This window comes from Variovorax sp. OK605 (assembly GCF_900115445.1).
Classification (GTDB): domain Bacteria; phylum Pseudomonadota; class Gammaproteobacteria; order Burkholderiales; family Burkholderiaceae_C; genus Variovorax.
This window is the reverse complement of the sequence record NZ_FOWL01000022.1, coordinates 94,009-112,142: the sequence shown is the minus strand read 5'-3', so window position 1 is coordinate 112,142 and position 18,134 is coordinate 94,009. Positions and strand designations below refer to the sequence as shown.

General features: G+C 68.0%; 16 protein-coding genes and 2 pseudogenes. 5 read left to right on the top strand and 13 right to left on the bottom strand.

Annotated features, from left to right (window positions below):
- The 5 genes and pseudogenes from BM013_RS36085 to BM013_RS36065 form a co-directional block, all read right to left on the bottom strand.
- Positions 1-272, bottom strand: a 272-nt coding sequence (locus BM013_RS36085) for a transposase (RefSeq protein ID WP_143098305.1), incomplete at its 3' end; no start/stop codon positions are given.
- Between the two features lie 88 nt (positions 273-360).
- Positions 361-489 (bottom strand): annotated as a pseudogene (locus tag BM013_RS36080) (transposase domain-containing protein); the annotation flags it as partial.
- A gap of 594 nt (positions 490-1,083) precedes the next feature.
- Positions 1,084-3,140 (bottom strand): annotated as a pseudogene (fusA, locus tag BM013_RS36075) (elongation factor G).
- A gap of 404 nt (positions 3,141-3,544) precedes the next feature.
- The gene (locus tag BM013_RS36070; RefSeq protein WP_093134463.1) at positions 3,545-4,750 is read right to left on the bottom strand and encodes a serine hydrolase domain-containing protein; all 1,206 of its coding nucleotides are present in this window, start codon (positions 4,748-4,750) and stop codon (positions 3,545-3,547) included.
- Between the two features lie 113 nt (positions 4,751-4,863).
- Positions 4,864-6,429, bottom strand: a complete 1,566-nt coding sequence (locus tag BM013_RS36065) for a bifunctional AfsR/SARP family transcriptional regulator/alpha/beta hydrolase (protein WP_177225663.1) — start codon at positions 6,427-6,429, stop codon at positions 4,864-4,866.
- A gap of 233 nt (positions 6,430-6,662) precedes the next feature.
- Here BM013_RS36065 and mddA point away from each other — a divergent pair, with 233 nt between their 5' ends.
- Together mddA and BM013_RS36055 are read left to right on the top strand one after the other, a co-directional pair.
- On the top strand, positions 6,663-7,457 hold the full coding sequence (gene mddA, locus BM013_RS36060) for a methanethiol S-methyltransferase (protein WP_218153722.1): 795 nt from the start codon (positions 6,663-6,665) through the stop codon (positions 7,455-7,457).
- Between the two features lie 16 nt (positions 7,458-7,473).
- The gene (locus BM013_RS36055; RefSeq protein ID WP_093134458.1) at positions 7,474-7,740 is read left to right on the top strand and encodes a type 2 periplasmic-binding domain-containing protein; all 267 of its coding nucleotides are present in this window, start codon (positions 7,474-7,476) and stop codon (positions 7,738-7,740) included.
- 28 nt (positions 7,741-7,768) lie between these two features.
- On the opposite strand, the gene BM013_RS36050 is transcribed toward BM013_RS36055, so the two are convergent.
- The 4 genes from BM013_RS36050 to BM013_RS36035 all read right to left on the bottom strand — a co-directional run bounded on the left by BM013_RS36050 (position 7,769) and on the right by BM013_RS36035 (position 12,636).
- Positions 7,769-8,746 (bottom strand): Bug family tripartite tricarboxylate transporter substrate binding protein, encoded by a 978-nt coding sequence (locus BM013_RS36050; RefSeq protein WP_093134455.1) that lies wholly within the window; start codon positions 8,744-8,746, stop codon positions 7,769-7,771.
- Positions 8,716-10,095, bottom strand: a complete 1,380-nt coding sequence (locus tag BM013_RS36045; RefSeq protein WP_093134453.1) for an FAD-binding oxidoreductase — start codon at positions 10,093-10,095, stop codon at positions 8,716-8,718. Before BM013_RS36045 ends, BM013_RS36050 begins: the two co-directional genes overlap by 31 nt.
- Positions 10,096-10,099: 4 nt before the next feature.
- A complete protein-coding gene (locus BM013_RS36040) occupies positions 10,100-11,584 on the bottom strand; it encodes a sulfatase family protein (protein ID WP_093134450.1) in 1,485 nt (494 codons plus the stop codon).
- Between the two features lie 98 nt (positions 11,585-11,682).
- Positions 11,683-12,636, bottom strand: coding sequence for a LysR family transcriptional regulator (locus BM013_RS36035; RefSeq protein ID WP_093134447.1), 954 nt, complete (start codon positions 12,634-12,636; stop codon positions 11,683-11,685).
- A gap of 275 nt (positions 12,637-12,911) precedes the next feature.
- Here BM013_RS36035 and BM013_RS36030 point away from each other — a divergent pair, with 275 nt between their 5' ends.
- Positions 12,912-13,583, top strand: coding sequence for a glutathione S-transferase family protein (locus BM013_RS36030; protein WP_093134445.1), 672 nt, complete (start codon positions 12,912-12,914; stop codon positions 13,581-13,583).
- 71 nt (positions 13,584-13,654) lie between these two features.
- Here BM013_RS36030 and BM013_RS36025 read toward each other — a convergent pair whose 3' ends face one another.
- The 3 genes from BM013_RS36025 to BM013_RS36015 form a co-directional block, all read right to left on the bottom strand.
- Positions 13,655-14,335, bottom strand: coding sequence for a hypothetical protein (locus BM013_RS36025; protein ID WP_093134442.1), 681 nt, complete (start codon positions 14,333-14,335; stop codon positions 13,655-13,657).
- Positions 14,336-14,446: 111 nt separating this feature from the next.
- On the bottom strand, positions 14,447-15,106 hold the full coding sequence (locus BM013_RS36020; RefSeq protein WP_093134440.1) for a hypothetical protein: 660 nt from the start codon (positions 15,104-15,106) through the stop codon (positions 14,447-14,449).
- Positions 15,107-15,180: 74 nt separating this feature from the next.
- Positions 15,181-16,077: a LysR family transcriptional regulator gene (locus tag BM013_RS36015; protein WP_093134437.1), complete on the bottom strand. Its 897-nt coding sequence runs from the start codon at positions 16,075-16,077 to the stop codon at positions 15,181-15,183.
- A 99-nt stretch (positions 16,078-16,176) separates the two neighbouring features.
- On the opposite strand from BM013_RS36015, the gene BM013_RS36010 reads away from it, so the two are divergent.
- Positions 16,177-17,043 carry an SDR family oxidoreductase gene (locus BM013_RS36010; protein WP_093134435.1) on the top strand — a complete coding sequence of 289 codons (867 nt, stop codon included), beginning with the start codon at positions 16,177-16,179 and terminating at the stop codon, positions 17,041-17,043.
- Between the two features lie 38 nt (positions 17,044-17,081).
- Positions 17,082-17,558 carry an AtaL-like protein gene (locus BM013_RS36005; RefSeq protein ID WP_093134433.1) on the top strand — a complete coding sequence of 159 codons (477 nt, stop codon included), beginning with the start codon at positions 17,082-17,084 and terminating at the stop codon, positions 17,556-17,558.
- A gap of 92 nt (positions 17,559-17,650) precedes the next feature.
- Here the strand turns inward: BM013_RS36005 and BM013_RS40935 are convergent, their stop codons facing one another.
- On the bottom strand, positions 17,651-17,899 hold the full coding sequence (locus tag BM013_RS40935; RefSeq protein WP_093334571.1) for a hypothetical protein: 249 nt from the start codon (positions 17,897-17,899) through the stop codon (positions 17,651-17,653).
- Positions 17,900-18,134: the final 235 nt, after the last annotated feature.

Below are 18,134 nucleotides of genomic sequence, written 5' to 3'. Positions count from 1 at the left end.
CCCTCTACGCGCACGGCAACGAATGCCGCATCTTGCATTCGCGCGATGTCGCCCGCTGGCGCCTGGGCGCTTCGCCGCTGGTAAGCCGCGATCCACGTCCTCAGCAGGTTCGTGTTGACACCGTGCTCCATCGCCATGCGTGCCACCGACACTCCTTGCTTGAGGCAGGCAACGATCAACTCCCTCTTGGCAGATTCGTCGTAGACGCCGCGACCGTCACTCTTGCGCCCCACAACCAACCGGCCTCTCAACTCTGCGTACTGCTCTGTCATGTCTACGTGTCCATGTTGCTATACATGGGCACGTAGCCTCACAGCTCATCGCTCCCTGAACAAGGGCGTGGTTAATTGACGGCTTACGAAGCAGCTCTTGGAGCCGGCTGTTGAGCATGATCGGCAGTCGCTGCAACAAATCGCGCAGGTAAGCCCAGGGGTCCAGCCCATTCATGCGGGCCGACTGCACCAAGCTCATCACGATGGCAGCGCGCTGAACGCACCAGCCAGTCGCTGACATCGGAGTGCCAATTGCTAGAAACCTCTCCTTCGATGACAACTACCGTCCGAAAAGGAGCGAGGTGCTCAATGCTGGGCAGGGAGTGGTCAGGCGGAACGTGGACGTAGACAGGGCGTTCAGTCATGAAGTCTTTAATGCGGATCTGGATGCGTTTCAACAAAGGTGCAAAAGCCGAAAGAGCACGGCAACTGACTGGGCTACTGCTGAGCAGCGCGAAGGACTGCTCCTGGCCGATAGTACCTATTCGCGCGAGCCCTTCGAATGGCGGCAATCGCTGCGTATCGGACATGTGCCACAAGAATTAGGGTGATCGCAATAGCCGAGCGAGGAAGCATTTTGACCTCACGATACGCCCTAGTCGATTGCTCGGCGGCGTGCGTGCAAGAAGAGCAGCAGGGCGGCCTGGGCCAGCCAGCCAGCCAGCCAGCCAGCCAGCCAGTTCAGCAAAATCGCGTCTGCGTCATCTACGGGTAGTAGCGAGAGGCAAAGTGCAAAGAACAGTTGCGTTCACTCGGCAACAAGGTGCTGTAGGCGCACAGGACATCGCGCTCGAATTGCTCTGAGCTTCTCCTACGCGTCTTCGCGCACCCTGCACTGGCCCATCAGCGTCTGCCGAACAGTCGGCGGCACGGCTTCGTAGTGCGACAACGCGATGGTGTACTGGCCCTGGCCACCGGTCATCGCATTGAGCCGCGACTGGTAGTTGGCCAGCTCGGCCTCGGGCACCTGCCCGCCGATGGCCACTGTGCCGCCCCCCATGACCGATGTGCCAGTGACCAGGCCGCGCCGCGACGACAGGTCGCTCGTGACATCGCCGACAGAATGTTCAGGCACGGCGATCTCGATCTGGACGATCGGCTCGAGCACGACTGGCCGGGCCTCACGGATCGCGGCCATGAAGGCGTTGCGGCCGGCGGTCGCGAAGGCGATGTCCTTGCTGTCGACGCTGTGATGCTTGCCATCGTGCACCACGACGCGCACGTCGACCACGGGGTAGCCGGCGATCGCGCCGCACGCCAGCACCTCGCGCACGCCTTTCTCGACAGCGGGGATCAACCGGCCCGGAATCGCACCGTCCCGGAGTTCGTCCGCGAACTCGACCCCCGCGCCGCGCGCGAGCGGCTCGATGCGCAGGAAGGCTTCGGCGAACTGGCCGGCGCCGCCGGTCTGCTTCTTGTGGCGGTGGTGGCCCTCGGCGGGCGCGGTCACGGTCACGGTCTCGCGGTAGGCGATCGCGTCAGGACCTCGAAGCGGTACACCTCGCGCAGGCGCTCGAGCACGATGCGCAGGTGAAGCTCGCCGAGCCCGTAGAGCACCGTCTCGTTGGTCGCGGCCACATGCTCGATGCGAAGGCAGGGATCCTCGGCCGCGAGCTTGCCGAGGATCTCCCAGGCGCGCTGCTCGTCGCCATGGCGCTTGGGCTCCACGGCCAGGCCGTGCACCGGCACCGGGAACGCCAGCGGCGCGAGATGGACATGGCTGTCTTCGGCTGCATCGTGCAGCACGGCGTCGAAATGGATCTCCTCGACCTTGGCCACCGCCACGATGTCCCCCGGCACCGCGCGCGACACCTCGACATGGTCCTTGCCCTGGAGCATGAACAGGTGCCCCACCTTGAAGGGCTTGCGGCCGTTGCCGATGTAGAGCTGGCTGTCGCGGGTGAGCGTGCCCTGGTGCACGCGGAAGATGCCCATCTTGCCGACATAGGGGTCGATCGTGACCTTGAACACATGCGCCAGCACGTGCAGCGTCGGGTCGGGCTTGGCCTCCATGGGCTGGGCCTCTGCGCCCTCGCCAACGATGAAGTCCGGCGGGTTGGCCTCGGTCGGGTCGGGCAGGAGCTTGACGATCACGTCCAGCAGCTCGGCCACGCCGGCACCGCTGCGCGACGAGACGAAGCATACCGGGATCAGGTGACCTTCGCGCAACGCCTGCTCGAGCGGCGCGTGCAGCTCGACCGGATCCACGTCGCCCTCCTCGAGGTAACGGTCGACGAAGGCCGCGTCGACCTCGACCACCTGCTCCACCAGCGCGCGATGCGCTGCTTCGACGGGGCCGAAGTCGGACTGCCCGAAGCGGTTGAAGAAGCAGTCCACCACTCGCTTGCCGACCCGGTCGGGCAGGTTCAGCGGCAGGCATTGGCGGCCGAAGGTCGCTTGGATGTCGGCCAGCAGGCCCGCCAGCGAGACGCCCTGCGAGTCGATCTTGTTAACGATGATCATGCGGGCGAGGTGGCGCGAGGCCGCGTACGCCATCATGCGCACCGTCATCGGCTCGATGCCGGTGACGGCATTGATGACCACTGCCGCCGTATCGACCGCCTCCAGCGCCGGCAGGCTCTGACCGAGGAAGTCGGAGCCCCCGGGCGTGTCGATGAAGTGGATGCGCGTGCCGGCATGCGTGAGGTGCATCACCGATGCGTTGAGCGAGTGCTGCATGCGGCGCTCCAGCGGGTCGTGGTCGCTGACGGTGCTGCCGCGCTCGATGCTGCCGCACGCTCCGATGGCACCCGCCTTGTACAACAAGGCCTCGGCGAGGGAGCTCTTGCCGGTGGCTGCGGCGCCAACGAACGCCAGCGTTCGCACTGCTTCCATTTCGGCCGCGAGGCTGTTCGATCGGCTTGGCATGGCTGAACTCCTTTGCGCGTCCGCAAGGCCGGCCCGGCAGCCCGCAAGGGCTCGAGTGTTGCGCGCGGACGCCAAGCCAGCGTACGGGATTGACCGCGCTGATGCAAGTTGCTTGCGCCGCCGATTCCAATACCTGATCGGCATGCATGCCGCGTTGACCTCCTCCTTCTTGTCAGTCTGCAGAGGCATGGGCAGACGCCCAAGATATCCTCCCAGCAGCTTTCTGGGCCAGTCATGGCCACCGTCACCGTCACAGTCGACTTTGCCATGCCATTGCCGGCAACCGGTCATTGCACTCGACATGTGTCGAGGGCTTTCAACGATTGCAATGCGGCCGTCACCGTGAATTGACGGAGCGCGCGCCATTGGCGGCAATCGCTGCAAAGCAGCCCTGCACCAACCATTCACTCCACCCCCACCGCTCCCTGAAACAACATAAACATCTCCCGCGCCCAATCCCCCACCTCATCCACCGCCGTCTGCACCATCACCGTCTCGGTCTCAAGGTCCACCAGCACGCGCTGCCCATACACACCGCTGAACAGCGGCCGTGTGCCGTTCGCCTTCGCATGCCACATGAAGGCCTTGTAGGCCGCGCCTGCCGGCTTGCCCAGCGCCCCGTAGCGCACCTGCGCCTCGTTGGCTTCCCATCGGCTGTAGCTCTCCATCCATTCACGGCTCACGATCTGCCGGCCGTTGGCATACCCGCGCTGCGCCACCAGGCGGCCCAGCCGGCTCCAGTCGCGCAGGCGCGCTGCAAAGCCGATGCAGTTGAACTCGTTGTGATGAGCGTCCGTGAGCCACGTGGCGTTGGCTTCGGCGCCCAGCGGCTTCCACAAGGCCTGCTCGGCAAACTCCGACATGCTCATGCCGTTCACCGCGCGCAGCACCATGCCAATGGTGAGCGGGCACAGCTCGTTGTAGTTGAAGCGCGTGCCCGCGGGTTCGCGCCGCGTGTTCCAGTTGTGCACGGTCTGCTCGATGTTTGCGCGCGGGCCGGTCAGTGCCGCGGGGTAGAGGGTGTTGTTGCCTTGCTCGTGAACGATGTCGGCGCCGCTCGACATGTTCATGAGGTTGCGCAGGCTGGTTTCGCCGTGCAGGGTGCCGGCCAGCGACGGCACGTACTTGGCGGCCGTGTCCTCGAGCGAGGTGATCTTGCCGCGGTCGACCGTGATGCCCAGCAACAGCGACGTCACGCTCTTGGACATCGACCAGCCCGTCATGCGCATGTCGGCGCTGCGGCCGAACTGGTACTTCTCGAACCACACCTCGCCGCGCCGCGCGATGAGCAGGCCGGTCACGGGCCAGGCGGCCATGTAGTCGTCCGGGCTCCTGGCAACGCCGTTCAGGCGGTAGCGCAGGTCGGTGCGGGGCTTGTCGCGCACGGGGTCTTCGGCACCGCACTGGATGGTGTTGTTCGGCAGCATCGACTCGAAGCCACCCGAGAAGTTGCCCACGTACAAACGCTTCTCGCGCGACAGCCCTCGCGGCGTGCCCCAGCCCGTCGGGTAGCCGGCCTCGGCGCCCCAGGGGTCGTCTTGCGCCACGGCCAGCAACGGATGCAAGGCGGGGGTTGCGCCCATGGCGGCCACGAAGGTTCGACGTTGCATCTGAGGTCTCGGGCCTGACGACCGGGAGTTGAAGGCAAGCCGGAGTTTGCGGGCTGAACGGCCGTGTGCCCTTGCTCCTTTTCTCTATTGACGCGCTTGCGCCGAGATGGTTTTCAGTGCGAAGCCCCCGCAAACTTCAACACCGCCTGAACAACCGGCTGGCTGTCCCCGCTCCACCAGAAGTGATCCGTGCCTTCCAGCGGTTGCCACACCGCACCGGGAATGCTCCGCGCCAGATGCTCGCCCGCTTCGAACCGCACGGCGCGGTCGCCGCGCCGGTGCATCACGAGGGTCGGCACGCCGATGCGCGCCAGCTCGGCCCGCATGTCGGCATCGCGCAGGCCGGCCAGAATGGCCTCCAGCCCGCCGGGCGACGCGGCGTGGCGCACCAGGCGCGCCCACCACGCGCGCAGCGCGGGGTCGCCCTGCTCGCTGGGCGCGAAGGTCTCGATGCCCACGGGCCCGCCCCAACCGGCAACGAGCCGCTTCAGCCAGACGTCGTATGCGGCCGCGGGCAAGGCCCACGGATAGTCGGGCGCGGCGCAGCCCCGCGCCAGTGCACCGAAAAGGCACAGCCCGCTCACGCGCTCCGGGCGGTCCACGGCCAGGCGCATCGCGCCCAGGCCGCCCTCGGACGACCCGAAGAGCCAGGCGCGCGGCACGCCCGCGTCGTCGAGGATGGCCGCAATGTCGTGCGCCAGCGCGTCAGGCGTGCTCGCGGCGCGCAGGCGCTCCGACAGGCCGATGCCGCGCCGGTCGAACAAGACGACGCGAAAGCGCTCGGCCAGTGCCTGCACGCAGGCGCGCAGCGGCGGGTGCTCCATGGCCAGTTCGATGTGGCACACGAACCCGGGGCAGATGACCATGGTCTGCTCGCCTGCGCCGAGCACCGTGTAGGCAATGGCCCCGGCCGCGCTTTCGGCGAAGCGCACGGCCGGCCGCTCGACACGGTGGGACAGCAGCCGCTGCAGGTCTTCGGTCATGCGCAGGTACGCCGCCTCGGTCTGCGGACCGGGCCTGATGCCGAACTCCGCGCGCAGCACCTGCGCGCAGCGCGTGTACGCGGCCTCGACACCGGCGCTGTGGCCCTGCTGCGCATGCAGCTGCATCAGCAGAACGTAGCTGGGTTCGCGGTAGGCATCCAGCGCCAGGAGAGCCTCGACCAGCTCGAGCGCCGATGCGAACTCGCCGCGCCGCGCCAGCGCATCGACGACCCGCTCGAGCAGGCGCGCCAGAAGGTGCTCGTGCTCGATGGCAAGCGCCTTCAGCCAGTCGTCGAAAGACTCGGACCCGAAGGCGATGCCCTCCAGCAGCGTGCGGCGTGCACTGGCAATCCATTGGCGCGCCTCGGCCAGCGCGGCGTCGTCCAGCGCCTGCGCGGTAACGGCGCGGCGCGCGAACTGTGCGAAGCGCAGGGCATCGGTCTCGACCATGCCAGGCACGAGTGCGAGGCAGTCGTTTTCAGTCGAGAGCACCTTGCAGGCGACCGCGGCCTCCAGCGTGTAGACCAGCCGGCGCAGGCGCGTGCGGCCCGTCGCTTCGCTGGCGTCCGGCCAAAGCAGCGGGGCCAGGTGCGCCCGGGGTACCGGCCCCGAGTGGTACGCGAGGTAGGCCAGCAGCGCGAAGGCGCGCTTGAGCGACAGCGCGGTTGCATGCCCCTGCGCCACGACCGTGGGCACGCCGAATAGCTGTAGTTCCAGGCGAGGCCGCTCACTGGGGGCTGATCTGGAGGAGCGAGGCATTGCGCGTTTTATAACCGCGCGGGGTGGTGTTGCCTAGGGACTTTCAAGGGATTGCGGAAGGGAAGCGGAGGGACGCGGAGCGACGCAGAGGGATGCGAAGGGACGCCGAGGGACGATGAAGGGACGCCCCGCTCCTATCTTTGCGCTTTCAGCTGCACAAGGAGATCACCGTGCGCGCACTGCTCTCGTTTCTCTACGCCCTGGCCGCCTACGTGGCGTGCATGGCCACCTTGACCTATTTCATCGGCTTCAGCGGCAACCTGTACGTGCCCAAGTCGGTCGACGTGGGCGCCACCACCGGGTGGATCGAAGCCGTCGGCACCGACGTGCTGCTGCTGGTTCTGTTCGGCGTGCAGCACAGCGTGATGGCCCGCCGCGGCTTCAAGCGCTGGTGGACGCGGGTTGTTCCCGAGGTGGTCGAGCGCAGCACCTTCGTGGTGGCCACCTGCGTCGTGCTGGCGCTGATGTTCTGGCTGTGGGTGCCGATTACGGCGCCGGTCGTGTGGCGGGTCGAGAACAAGGCGGCCGTGGCGCTGCTGTGGGGCCTGTTCGGGCTCGGTTGCGTGATCGTCGTGGTGAGCACGTACCTGATCAACCATTTCGAGCTGTTCGGGCTCCAGCAGGCCTTTGCCGCGTTGACCAGACGCAGCGCGCCGCAGAGCGACTTCAAGACGCCGCTGTTCTACCGCTACGTGCGGCACCCGCTCTACGTGGGCCTGCTGCTGGGCTTCTGGTGCGTGCCGGTCATGACGGCCGGGCGACTGCTGTTCGCGCTCGGGCTGAGTGCGTACACCCTCATCGGCATTGCGTTCGAGGAGCGCGACCTGCTGCTGCAGTTCGGCGAGCGGTACCGCGCCTATCGCAGAGAGGTCGGCATGCTGGTTCCGCGCGCCAGGGCGTTCAAGCAGGCGGCCGGCAGTGATGCGCCCGCGGCAAGGGCGCGCGCCGATCGGGGCGAGGTGTGAGCCGGGCACCAACGCCATGCAGGTCGCGCGGCGCTCGGAGCTGCTCGCCGTCGTTCCGCACTCCTGCCTGGGCAACCCGTTGGCGCCGGACCTGATTTCCGCGCACGCCGTGCACGGCGTGCACGGCGTGCAGTCCGTGCCCGGCCTGCAGCACTTCGATTTGCCCGTACGCACGACACCCTTCAACGTGGCGGCCATCTGGCATCCGCGCCTGGACCAGGACCCGGCCCACCGCTGGTTGCGCAACGAGGTGCTCGAGGTGTGCCGCTCGGCCTGCCCTTGAACCCGCCGGCCGTCAGACCATCGGGCCGTCAGGCCGCCTTGATGCCGAAGCGCTTGATGATGTCGCCGTAGAGCTTGGTCTCGTTGCGCATGCGCTGCGCAAACTGGTCGCCCGGCATCGCCGCAAGGTCGGTGCCCAGCGCCGCGAACTTGGCCCTGGTGTCGGGCCGCTTGAGCACGGCAAAGGCGGCCTTCTCGAGTTGCTTCACCACCTCGGGCGGCGTGCGCGAGGGCACCAGCACGCCGTACCACGCCACAAAGTCGTCGTCGCGCATCAGGCCGATGGCTTCGCCCACGGTGGGCACCTCGGGCAGCAGCGGCGAGCGCTTGGGTTGGGTCACGGCCAGCGGCACCAGCTTGCCGGAGGCCAGGTGCGGCAACAGCGGCGGCGCACCCACCAGCGCAAACGACACCTCGCCGCCCAGCGCCGCCACGGTGGCCGGGCTCGCGCCCTTGTACGGCACGTGCACGATGTCCATGCCGGTCTGCTGCTTGAGCAGTTCCACCGCGATGTGCTGCGGCGTGCCGTTGCCCGGCGTGCCGATGGTGATGCCGCCGGGCGCCTTGCGCGCGGCGTCGAGCGCGGCGCGCAATGTCTTGGCCGACAGCGACGCGTTGGCCACCAGCACGTTCGGCGATTGCGACACGAGCACCACGGGCGTGAAGTCGGTGAGCGGCGCATAGGGCAGCTTGGGGTGCAGCCACGGCACGATGGTGAGCTCGGGGTTGCCTCCGAAGAGCACGGTGTAGCCGTCGGGCGCGGCCTTGGCCGTGGCCTCGGCACCGACCATGCCGCCGGCGCCCGCGCGGTTGTCGACGATCACGCCCTGCTTCAGCTCTTCGCCCATGCCGAGCGCCAGCAGCCGTGCCACGGCGTCGGCGCCGCCGCCCGCCGAGTACGGCACGATGAGCTTGATGGGCGCGCTGGGAAAGCCCTGCGCCCATGCGGGCGCCATCGCGCCGAGCATGGACGCGCCTAGTGCGGTGAGTGCGGTTCTGCGTTGCATCGTGTGTCTCCGTTTTTATCGTCGTCGAATATCCGGCCCGGGTTCAGCAGGTGCGCCGGGTCCATGGCCTGCTTCAGGCGGCGCATGAGGCCGATCTCGCCGGGCGAGCGGGTCATGTGCAGGTAAGGCTTCTTCAGCCGGCCCACGCCGTGCTCGGCGCTGATGGTGCCGTGGCGGCCCTGCAGGGCGCGGTAGGCGATGTCGTCCACCTCATGCAGGCCCTGCGCGTCGACCGGGCCGCTGATGAGGTGCACGTTGTTGTCGCCCAGGTGGCCCAGGAACAGGTGCTGCGCATCGGGGCGCGCCTGCTTCAGCGCGGCCTCCACTTCCTGCATGTAGCCGGCGGTCTGCGACCACGGCATGCCGATGTCGAGCGCCGCGGCCGGCTTCAGGTGCGTGAGCACCTCGGGAATCGACTCGCGCAGGCGCCAGAACGCGTGGCGGTGCGCAATGCTGGAAGCCAGCGCGCAGTCGTCGATGACGCCGGCGTCCAGCGCGTCGGCCAGCGCGGCCTGCAGTGCGTCTTCAGCCGATGCACCCGACTCGGCCGATGCACCCGATGCACCCGCCGCCTCGATGAGCACATGCCAGTCGGCCGATGCATTCAGCGGCGCCTCCTGGTCGCAAAGCCTGGAGGCCAGCCGCACGAACGCACCCGACATGAACTCGAAGGCGCACAGCGACGCGCCGAGCCGCGCCTTGAGCGTGCGCAGCAGTTCGGGCAGCGCCTCGAAGCGCGAGGCCGAGACCCACGCCGCCGACAGCTCGCCCATTGGCGGATGCAGGCGCAGCGTGAGCCGCGTGATGATGCCCAGCGTGCCCTCGGTGCCGATGAACAGAAAGCGCGGATCGAAGCCCGTGCTGTTCTTCACCAGCCGCGACAGCGACGACACCACGGTGCCGTCGGCCAGCACGGCCTCCACGCCCAGCACCGCGTCGCGCATGGTGCCGTAGCGGATCACGCGGATGCCGCCCGCATTGGTCGCCGCGTTGCCGCCCACCTGGCAACTGCCGCGCGCGCCAAGGTCGAGCGCGAACATCCAGCCGCGCTGCGCAGCAGCTTCCTGCACCTGTTGCAGCGTGGCGCCGGCCTCCACCAGCATCACGCCTTCGAGTTCGTCGATGTCCTCGATGCGGTTCATGCGCTCGAGGTTGATCACCACGTCGCCGTCGCCGGGCACCGCGCCGCCTGCAAGACCGGTCATGCCGCCCTGCACGGTGATGCGTTGGTTCTGCGACTGGCAGCGGCGCACGATGGTGGCCACCTCTTCGGTGCTCGCCGGGCGATGGACTTCGCTCGGCGTGCCGCCGGCAACGCCGCTCCAGTCGTTGAGAAATCGCGGGTCCATGGGCTCAGGCCGCGGCCGGCAGCTTGACGGGCGTCGAGGTGGACGAGCCCAGCTTGTGCGCCGCCTCGAGGCCGCCGTAGTGCTCGATGAGCGCGGCCTGGTCGGCCTGCGCCTGGGCGTCGACGGCAACAGGGTCGCAGATGGCGAGCAGGGCCGCGTGCATGTTCGCGAGCACCTCCGCATGCGCGGGGCTGGCGGCCAGGTCGTGCAGTTCCTCGGGGTCGTCGTGCAGGTCGAACAGCTCGGGCGCGAAGCCCACGTAGAAGTGGTACTTCCAGCGGCCCTTGCGCAGCATGAAGCCGCCGGAGTTGCTGCCCGCCGCGTGGTATTCGCTGAGGATGGGGCGCTCCAGGTCGGGCGCCGAGGTGGCCAGGTCGGTGAGCGCGCGGCCGGGCCGGTCGCCCATTTCGGGCGCGGGGTCGATGCCCGCGCCTTGCAGGATGGTCGGGAACAGGTCGAGCAGGTCGACCGGCGTCTCGCACACTGCTGGCGCAATGCCGGGGCCTGCAATGAGCATCGGCACCTTCGCGCTCTCTTCGTACAGCGTGGACTTGCCCCACACGCCGCGCGCGCCCAGGTTGTCGCCGTGGTCGGAGGTGTAGACGACCTGCGTGCTGTCTTCGAGCCCCGCGGCGCGCAGCGCACCGAGGATCTGCCCCACGTTGTGGTCGAGCCAGGTGCACAGGCCGTAGTAGGCCGAGAAGGCGCGCAGGCGCTCGGCCTCGTCGACGAACTCTTCGTCGGAGCCCATGAAGTCGCAGTACTCCTGCACCCACGGGTGGCGCTGGTAGCCGCTGGCCGCCGTGAGCTTGGGCTCGGGCATCTGGCCGGGCGGGTAGAGCTTGTAGAACTCCTCGGGCACGACGAGCGGAAAGTGCGGCGCGACGAGGCCGACGTAGAGCACGAAGCCTGCACCATCGCCCTCGCCCTCGCCCTCGCCTTCGCCTTCGCTTTTTCGCGTGCCGGCATCCTGCAGCCACTCGACCGCGCGCTGCGTCACGGCCCGGTCGTACTGCGTGTACGACGATTCGCCGGGGCCGATGCGCTCGCCCAGCATGCGCGGGCCGTCGGCGCGCGGCCAGTAGGGGTTGCGAATGGAGGCCCACACCATGCCGTGGCCGCCCACCACGTGCATGGGCAGGTGCTCGGCGTCGAAGCCGGCCGGGTCTTCCTCGTTGCGGTAGTGCAGCTTGCCGATGCTTTCCACGCGCACGCCGTGCTGCTGCAGCACGTGGCCCCAGCCGCGCTGCTCGCCGGTGTAGGGCATGGCGTTGTCCCACAGGCGCAACGTGTGCACGCGCTGGCCCGTGGCGAAGGCGGCGCGGGCCGGTACGCAGATGGGGCTGGGGGTGTAGGCGCTGGTGAAGCGCACGCCGCGCGCGGCGAGCGCATCGAGGTTCGGCGTCTGGACAAAGGGATGTCCGGAGCAGCCCATCATTCGTGGATCGTGTTCATCGGACATGATGACCACGACGTTTTTTTGTGCCATGTGTTTGTCTCCTGCAAGGGCGTGTGCTTGCGCCCTTTCGAAGAGACTGTGATCGCGCGGGCCGGACAAATCCAATACTGTCTCGGCATGGCGCGGGATCATTTTTTCTTATGGCTCGCGCCGATCAACCGCCCTTCGAGGCGGCCGTCGCGCACCATCTCGCGGATCAGCTTCACCAGCATGTCGCGCACCGCCGCTGCCGCCGTGCTCAGCGGGCGGTCGCGCGGCCACACCACGGCCTGCACGCGCGAGAGCTCGGGCCCCACCACGGGCCGGCCCGCAATGGCCTTGGCCGTCACGGCCTCGTGGCAGGGGCTGGGCGGCATGATCGAAAAGGCCAGGCCCTCCTTCACCACGCCCACGAGCATGGCCGGGCTGTTGAGTTCGTAGCGCACGTCGAGGCGGCGGTCGATGGCGTTGGCCGCGCGCTCGATGATCTTGCGCAGGTCGTGCGCGCGGTCGGGCTGCGCCAGCGGCAGGCCGCAGACATCGGAAAAAGCGATCTCTCGCGGCTTGCGGCGCATGGCCGCGTACGCGCCGAAGAGCATGAAGCGTTCTTCGAAGATGGGCAGCGACTCCATGCCCAGCAGCTCTGAGGGGCTGGGCATCACGGCCAGGTGCGCCTGCCCCGACTCGACCAGCGCGGACGCCTCGAACGACAGCCCCTCGCGCACCGTGAGCTCCACGCCCGGGCACTGCGCGGCCACCGCCTTGAACAGCGGCGCCACCAGCGTGCCCGCCAGCGAGCCGGCCACCCACAGCCGCACCGCGCCGGTGGGCCGGGCCTCGCCGCCGTCGACGATGTCTTCCTTGAGTGCGTCGGCGCGCGCAAGCAGCTCGGTGGCACTGGCCAGCAGGCGATGGCCGGCGGCCGTGAGCTCGACGCCGCGCGGGCGGCGCTCGAAAAGAGGGCTGCCCAGGTCTTGCTCGAGCGAAGAAATGTTCTGGCTCAGCGCGGGTTGCGCGATGTTCAGGTGCTCCGAGGCGCGCGAAAAGCTGCGGCTGCGCGCAATCTCGACGAAGTACCTGAGCTGGCGAAGGGTGACGTTCATGCGGGGTGCTCCTGCGTGCATCCTAAGCACCCGGCGTGCGCTCGCCAGTGGGGTCGGTGCCGAGCCCGCGCAGGAGGCCGCAGACAGGCACGCGTTTGCAGACGGCCTCCAATGCGTGCAACGTGTGCAAAGGGCTGTGGGCTTCGGCAGAGGCATTGCCAAGGTGCCTTCGCCCCGCGCCTAATTCACCAACCCCACGAGACGCAGGCCCGGCGACTGACGATCTGGATTTGCCTGATGCCCTCACACAGCACTCTTCGAAAAAAGCACCCACGATGACCGTCACCATCACCGCTTTCGAACGCTCGCCCGACGGCGGCAAGGGTCTGGCGCGCGACACGCGCGTGCGCTGGGCGCTGGAGGAAGCCGGCCTGCCCTACGAGGTGCGCCTGGTGTCCTTCCGCGCGATGAAGGAGGCCGCGCACCTGGCGCTGCATCCCTTCGGCCAGATCCCCACTTACGAGGAAGGCGAGCTCGCGTTGTTCGAGACGGGCGCCATCGTGCTGCACATCGCCGAGCGCCACCCGGGCCTGTTCCCCGCCGATGCCAACGCAAGGGCACGCGCCGTCATGTGGATGTTCGCGGCGCTCAACACGGTTGAGCCGCCCATCCTCGAAATAGTCACCGTCAAGTTCGTGGAAGGCGACAAGCCCTGGAAGGCCGAGCGCCTGTCGCTCGTCGAGGACCGGGTGCGCGCCAGGCTGACCTCATTGGCCGCCCGCCTGGGCGACGCCGACTGGCTGGACGGCGGCTTCAGCGCAGGCGACCTGCTGATGGTGTCGGTGCTGCTGCGGTTGAGGCCGTCAGGCCTGCTGGACGAGTTTCCCAGCCTGGCTGCCTATGTCGCTCGCGGCGAAGCGCGGCCGGCCTACCAGCGGGCGTTTGCCGCGCAACTGGCGATCAACGCGGCCCCCGCGGCCCCCGCGCCCCCCCTTTCCGCAGGCTGACGGGGCGCACTTCATGGCCATGTGCGAACGGGGCAACGATGCCCAGGCCGAAGCCCGCCCTTCTGCCCAGGTCAGTTCACCGCGAAGCAGTACATCAGGCCCGCGCTGCCGCTCATCTTGAGCTGGTCGACGCTGCAGCCGCGCGTGCCGTGCGAGGAGTTCCACGACGCGTTGGCCACCGGGTCGGGGTTGGTGCCCTTGTGGTCGTGGTGACCCACGATGGCGGAGCCGCCGTCACTCCTGGTCCAGTTGCCGCAGGTGGTGTCCTTGCCGGGATCGGGCACGGCCACGGTGCCGTCGGGGCGCGAGCCGGTGAGGATGTCGTGGCGGTTGACCGCATCGCCGAAGCCGGAGACAACCTCGCCCTTCTCGTTCAGCGAGGTGTCCTTGCCGACCTTGGCGTTGGCGCTGTGCAGGTCGGCCACGCTGGTCGCGACGACGACGCCCTTGGCGTTGGTCCACGGCCCGGTGCCGATGCGGTCGCGCGCGTTGGCGGCCGGCTGCCCGTTCATGGCAGCGGTGCTCAAGTAGGCGTGCCAGGTCTTGTTTCCCGCCCCGGCGCTGGTCGCCAGCGACTGGCAGAAGCGGTCGGCGCCAGCCACGCCACCAAGGTCACCGCCCTTGCCGGGGTTGGCACTGGTGATGAAGAAGCTCATGGGGTTGCCGCCCGACGAGCCCATGGCACCGCAACCGACGATCAGGGCGGCAGCTGCGACGGCGGCGCCGGTGTAGAGAACGAAGCGACGGGTCATCGGAAGACTCCTGTGGACTGTTGGAGCCGGGAGGCTACCGCACCGTCTTGTCAGCGGCAACCCGAGCCGGCCCTCATGCGACGACCGTCACTCGGCGACACGCGCCACGGCCTATCGCCCTTCTTCTTTCCAAAGCGTTGCCTCGGGCAGCACTGCCGCGTTCGCATCGAGCGAGAACTTGTCGTGAAGCAAACGCCAGCAACCGAACGGCAGCTTGGCACGCATGTAGTAACTGCCGAAGCCGCTGCCGCTCAATTGCGGCGGCGCCCCCGTGTGTTCCTCCAGGACGATGGCTCGCCAGCGGCTCACGTCCAGCAGCTCGCCCGTCTTGGCGTTCCAGCCCAAGTCGACGGGTGCCGTCAGCACTTCGGGGCTGGCCGCCTGGCAGCGAGCGAGCGTTGCGACGTGCAGCTCCGGGTCCTTGAATGCCGGGATGCGCGCGATGGCCAGCAGCTCGAAGCCCATCCCGATGAACACCGGCGCAACGTCGGCAACGCCCATGCCGAGCAGGGCTGCAAGCGCCCAGTAGTCCGCATCGCCCTTGTCGAGGCGCGTCGCGCAGGCGGCGGCAAAAGTTGGTGCGTCGGCGCGCCAGACCTTGGCGAACGGGGCCAGGCTGTTTTTCAGCAGCCCGGCTTCGTGCATGGCGCCGAGCACGTTGATGTGGTCGTCGACCGTGTCGCTGACCGAAGCGCGTGTGGCCGCGGCGGCCAGGGCCCAACGGCCCTTGTCGGCGGATTCTTCCGCGAGTTTGATGAGTTTCTTTTGCATGCCTGGGGCTGCGCGGGTGGGCCGCGCGCGGTGAATGACGGTTCGTGCGGGAAAACTGTAGCTGCCCGCGACTTTCAATCGATGAAGGACGCCAGCTCATCGGGCGATCCGATGGGAAATGCCTCTTTCAGGAAGTCCAGGAACGCTGAAACGCGGCTGCTCAGCAACCTGCGAGACGGATACAGCGCCCAGAGCGCGATCTCGGGCCCTTCGACATCGCCCCAGTGCGCGAGTCTCCCCGCACGCAGGTCCTGCGTGACCAGCGACAAGGGCAGGCGCGCGGCCCCGACGCCCGCCCTGACCGCGTCACGCACCATGAACAAGGAGGACAGGCGCAGCACAGGCTTCACGGCGATGCGCTTCGTGCCGGACGGACCGGTCATCTCCCATGTCGAATTCGGGTCCGCTGCGCCGCTTTCACGCACCACGGCAGGCGCAGGCGCGGTGCCTGCCGGCAGCGCGAGCGTCGGGCTCGCGACCACGACGAGCCGATCCCTCAGGAAGATCCGCCCCACCAGCCGCGCATCAGGGTCCGGGTTCACGCGGATCACCAGGTCATAGCCCTCTTCCACCATGTCGACTGCGCGGTCCTCCGTGGTGACCTCGAGCCGGACGTCTGGGTACTTCAGAGCGAACCGAGCGGCCAGCTTGCCCATGGCGGCTTGCGAGAAGAGCAGCGGTGCACTCACCTTCAACCTGCCGCGCGGCGCCTCAGCGCCGGACGCGATGGCGGCCGCGGTCTCGTCGAGTTCCGTCAGCAGCCCCGAGGTTCTCTCATAGAGCGCGCGGCCTTCCTCGGTGAGCTTCAGGGTGCGTGCGCCCCGCTCGAACAGGCGCAGGTTGAGCCCGCTTTCCAGGTCGGCGACCCGGCGCGACAGGGTCGCCTTGGGCCGCCCGGACTCGCGGGCAGCGCGCCCGAAGCCGCCGTGACGCGCCACGAGGTTGAAGTCGGTGAGGGCAAGGAGGTCCATACGTTCCCTCGGTGAGACGAGGTGTCCAAATATAAGGGATATCGGTCCGTCGGTGGAACTTTGAAGATCGAGGCTCCTTCAACGAACCGGAGCAATTCCATGACCATCCTCATCACCGGCGCCAGCGGCAACGTGGGCCGCCAGGTCGTCCAGCAACTCGTCGACCGCGGTGCCGCAGTGCGCGCACTCGTGCGCGATCCGTCCAAAGCCACCTTCCCTGATGGCGTCGAAGTCGTGCAGGGCGACCTGCTGGACGTGGCGGCGCTGCGCCGCGCCTTGGCGGGGGTTTCCACGCTGTTCCTGCTCAACGGGGTCGTCCCGGACGAGTTCACCCAGGCCCTTGTCACGCTCAACCTGGCGCGCGATGCGGGGATTGGGCGCGTCGTCTACCTGTCGGTGATTCACAGCGACAAGTACCTGAACGTTCCCCACTTCGCGGGCAAGTTCGGGGTGGAGCGGATGCTCGAGCAGATGGGCTTCGGGGCCACCATCCTGCGGCCGGCCTACTTCATGCAGAACGACCTCACGATCAAGGATGTGGTGCTCGGGCATGGCGTCTACCCGATGCCGATCGGCAGCAAGGGGCTCGCCATGATCGACACGCGCGACATCGCGGAGATCGCCGCCATCGAACTGCTGGACCGCGACGCGTCCGGGCCGCTCCCGCTCAAGCGCATCAACCTGGTCGGTCCCGACACGCTGACGGGCACCGGCATGGCCGAGACCTGGTCGGCCGTGCTGGGCCGCCCCGTCGTCTACAGCGGCGACGACACCGCGGGCTTCGAGAAGAACCTGCTGAACTTCATGCCGAGCTGGATGGCCTACGACATGCGCCTCATGACCGAACGCTTCCTGTCGGACGGAATGACGCCGGAGGCCGGTGACGTGGAGCGCCTGACGAAGCTGCTGGGGCGCCCGCTGCGCTCGTACCGCGACTTCGCTTTCGAGCTTTCCGCCTCGGCGTGAGCGGCCGGTCCGATCAACACAACCAAGAGGATTTCACCATGATCCATTCAACCGCCACCGTTGCCGTGAACCCGGACGGAGAGACCCCGATGACCCGCGAACAGGCCTGGAAGGGCCTCGAGTCGAAGGCGCGCGATGCGCGGCTTTTCCTGCCGCCCGGCCTGTGCACGCGCTGCGACGTCGTGGAGGAAAGCGCCACCCACTTCGTGCGCGAAGCCACGATCGCCGGCGCCGAGCTGCGCGAGATCATCACGCTCGAGCCTCAGCGCAAGGTCACCTTCTTCCAGGCGACCGGTCCGCGCGAAGGCGCGATCGTCAACGAGCTGTTCGAGGATGCGGCCGGCGAGCTGCAGCTTCGGTTCTATTGCTACATCGGCCTGCGCGGCAAGGAACCTGGCGGCCCCGAGGAACAGGCCGAGCAGGCGCAGTTCGACAGTGCGGACAAGGGCTACAAAAGCGCCCTGCTGTCGACGCTGAAGCGCACGCGTGAGCTGCTCGCCCAGGGCAAGCTGTGAGCGCCGGGCCATGAGCATGCAACGCGATGCGAGTGGCCTTGCTGAACCTCGCTGAACCTTGCTGAGCCCGCCGGGGCCAGGCAGCATCGGCCTCAGACGCGCTTGTCGACCAGATGCTGGAGTGCGGCTTCGAGCAACGCCCAGTTCGCAAAGAAGTACACCTTGTCCGTGCGGTCCCAGCGAGCGCCGAACTCGCGCAAGGTCATGGCGACGCTGGAAAGACTCCCGAGAAGCGCGGGCTTGGGGGCGCCATACGGCTCGGCGAAGTCCCCGACAGCGCAGCCGACCTGGCTTGCAAGTCGCTGGACTCGATCTGTCACATGGGGCGAAGGAACAAACATCGCCCTGATTCTGATCGAAGCGCGCGCGCCGTTGGACGCCGCCGGCTCCCATGAATGATGGATTGCGGAACGCGCGCCAGTGCTGCCTTCGTTCTCGCCGGCACGACGCGCTCCATGGTGAATACGAAGCGCGGCGGCGCCGGGCTATGCTCGCCGGCACATGCCGCCACGCCACGCTTTTTCCTCTTCTTCACGCTGCACGGGCACTGTGCTCGCGGCCCTTTGGCTCGCGGGC

Excerpts from the sequence above, each read along its gene's own strand:
- BM013_RS36070 (WP_093134463.1), bottom strand. The coding sequence starts at position 4,750 with ATGCAACGTCGAACCTTCGTGGCCGCCATGGGCGCAACCCCCGCCTTG.
- BM013_RS36055 (WP_093134458.1), top strand. The coding sequence starts at position 7,474 with ATGCAGGTCGCGCGGCGCTCGGAGCTGCTCGCCGTCGTTCCGCACTCC.
- BM013_RS36050 (WP_093134455.1), bottom strand. The coding sequence starts at position 8,746 with ATGCAACGCAGAACCGCACTCACCGCACTAGGCGCGTCCATGCTCGGC.
- BM013_RS36045 (WP_093134453.1), bottom strand. The coding sequence starts at position 10,095 with ATGGACCCGCGATTTCTCAACGACTGGAGCGGCGTTGCCGGCGGCACG.
- BM013_RS36040 (WP_093134450.1), bottom strand. The coding sequence starts at position 11,584 with ATGGCACAAAAAAACGTCGTGGTCATCATGTCCGATGAACACGATCCA.
- BM013_RS36035 (WP_093134447.1), bottom strand. The coding sequence starts at position 12,636 with ATGAACGTCACCCTTCGCCAGCTCAGGTACTTCGTCGAGATTGCGCGC.
- BM013_RS36030 (WP_093134445.1), top strand. The coding sequence starts at position 12,912 with ATGACCGTCACCATCACCGCTTTCGAACGCTCGCCCGACGGCGGCAAG.
- BM013_RS36025 (WP_093134442.1), bottom strand. The coding sequence starts at position 14,335 with ATGACCCGTCGCTTCGTTCTCTACACCGGCGCCGCCGTCGCAGCTGCC.
- BM013_RS36020 (WP_093134440.1), bottom strand. The coding sequence starts at position 15,106 with ATGCAAAAGAAACTCATCAAACTCGCGGAAGAATCCGCCGACAAGGGC.
- BM013_RS36015 (WP_093134437.1), bottom strand. The coding sequence starts at position 16,077 with ATGGACCTCCTTGCCCTCACCGACTTCAACCTCGTGGCGCGTCACGGC.
- BM013_RS36010 (WP_093134435.1), top strand. The coding sequence starts at position 16,177 with ATGACCATCCTCATCACCGGCGCCAGCGGCAACGTGGGCCGCCAGGTC.
- BM013_RS36005 (WP_093134433.1), top strand. The coding sequence starts at position 17,082 with ATGATCCATTCAACCGCCACCGTTGCCGTGAACCCGGACGGAGAGACC.
- BM013_RS40935 (WP_093334571.1), bottom strand. The coding sequence starts at position 17,899 with ATGTTTGTTCCTTCGCCCCATGTGACAGATCGAGTCCAGCGACTTGCA.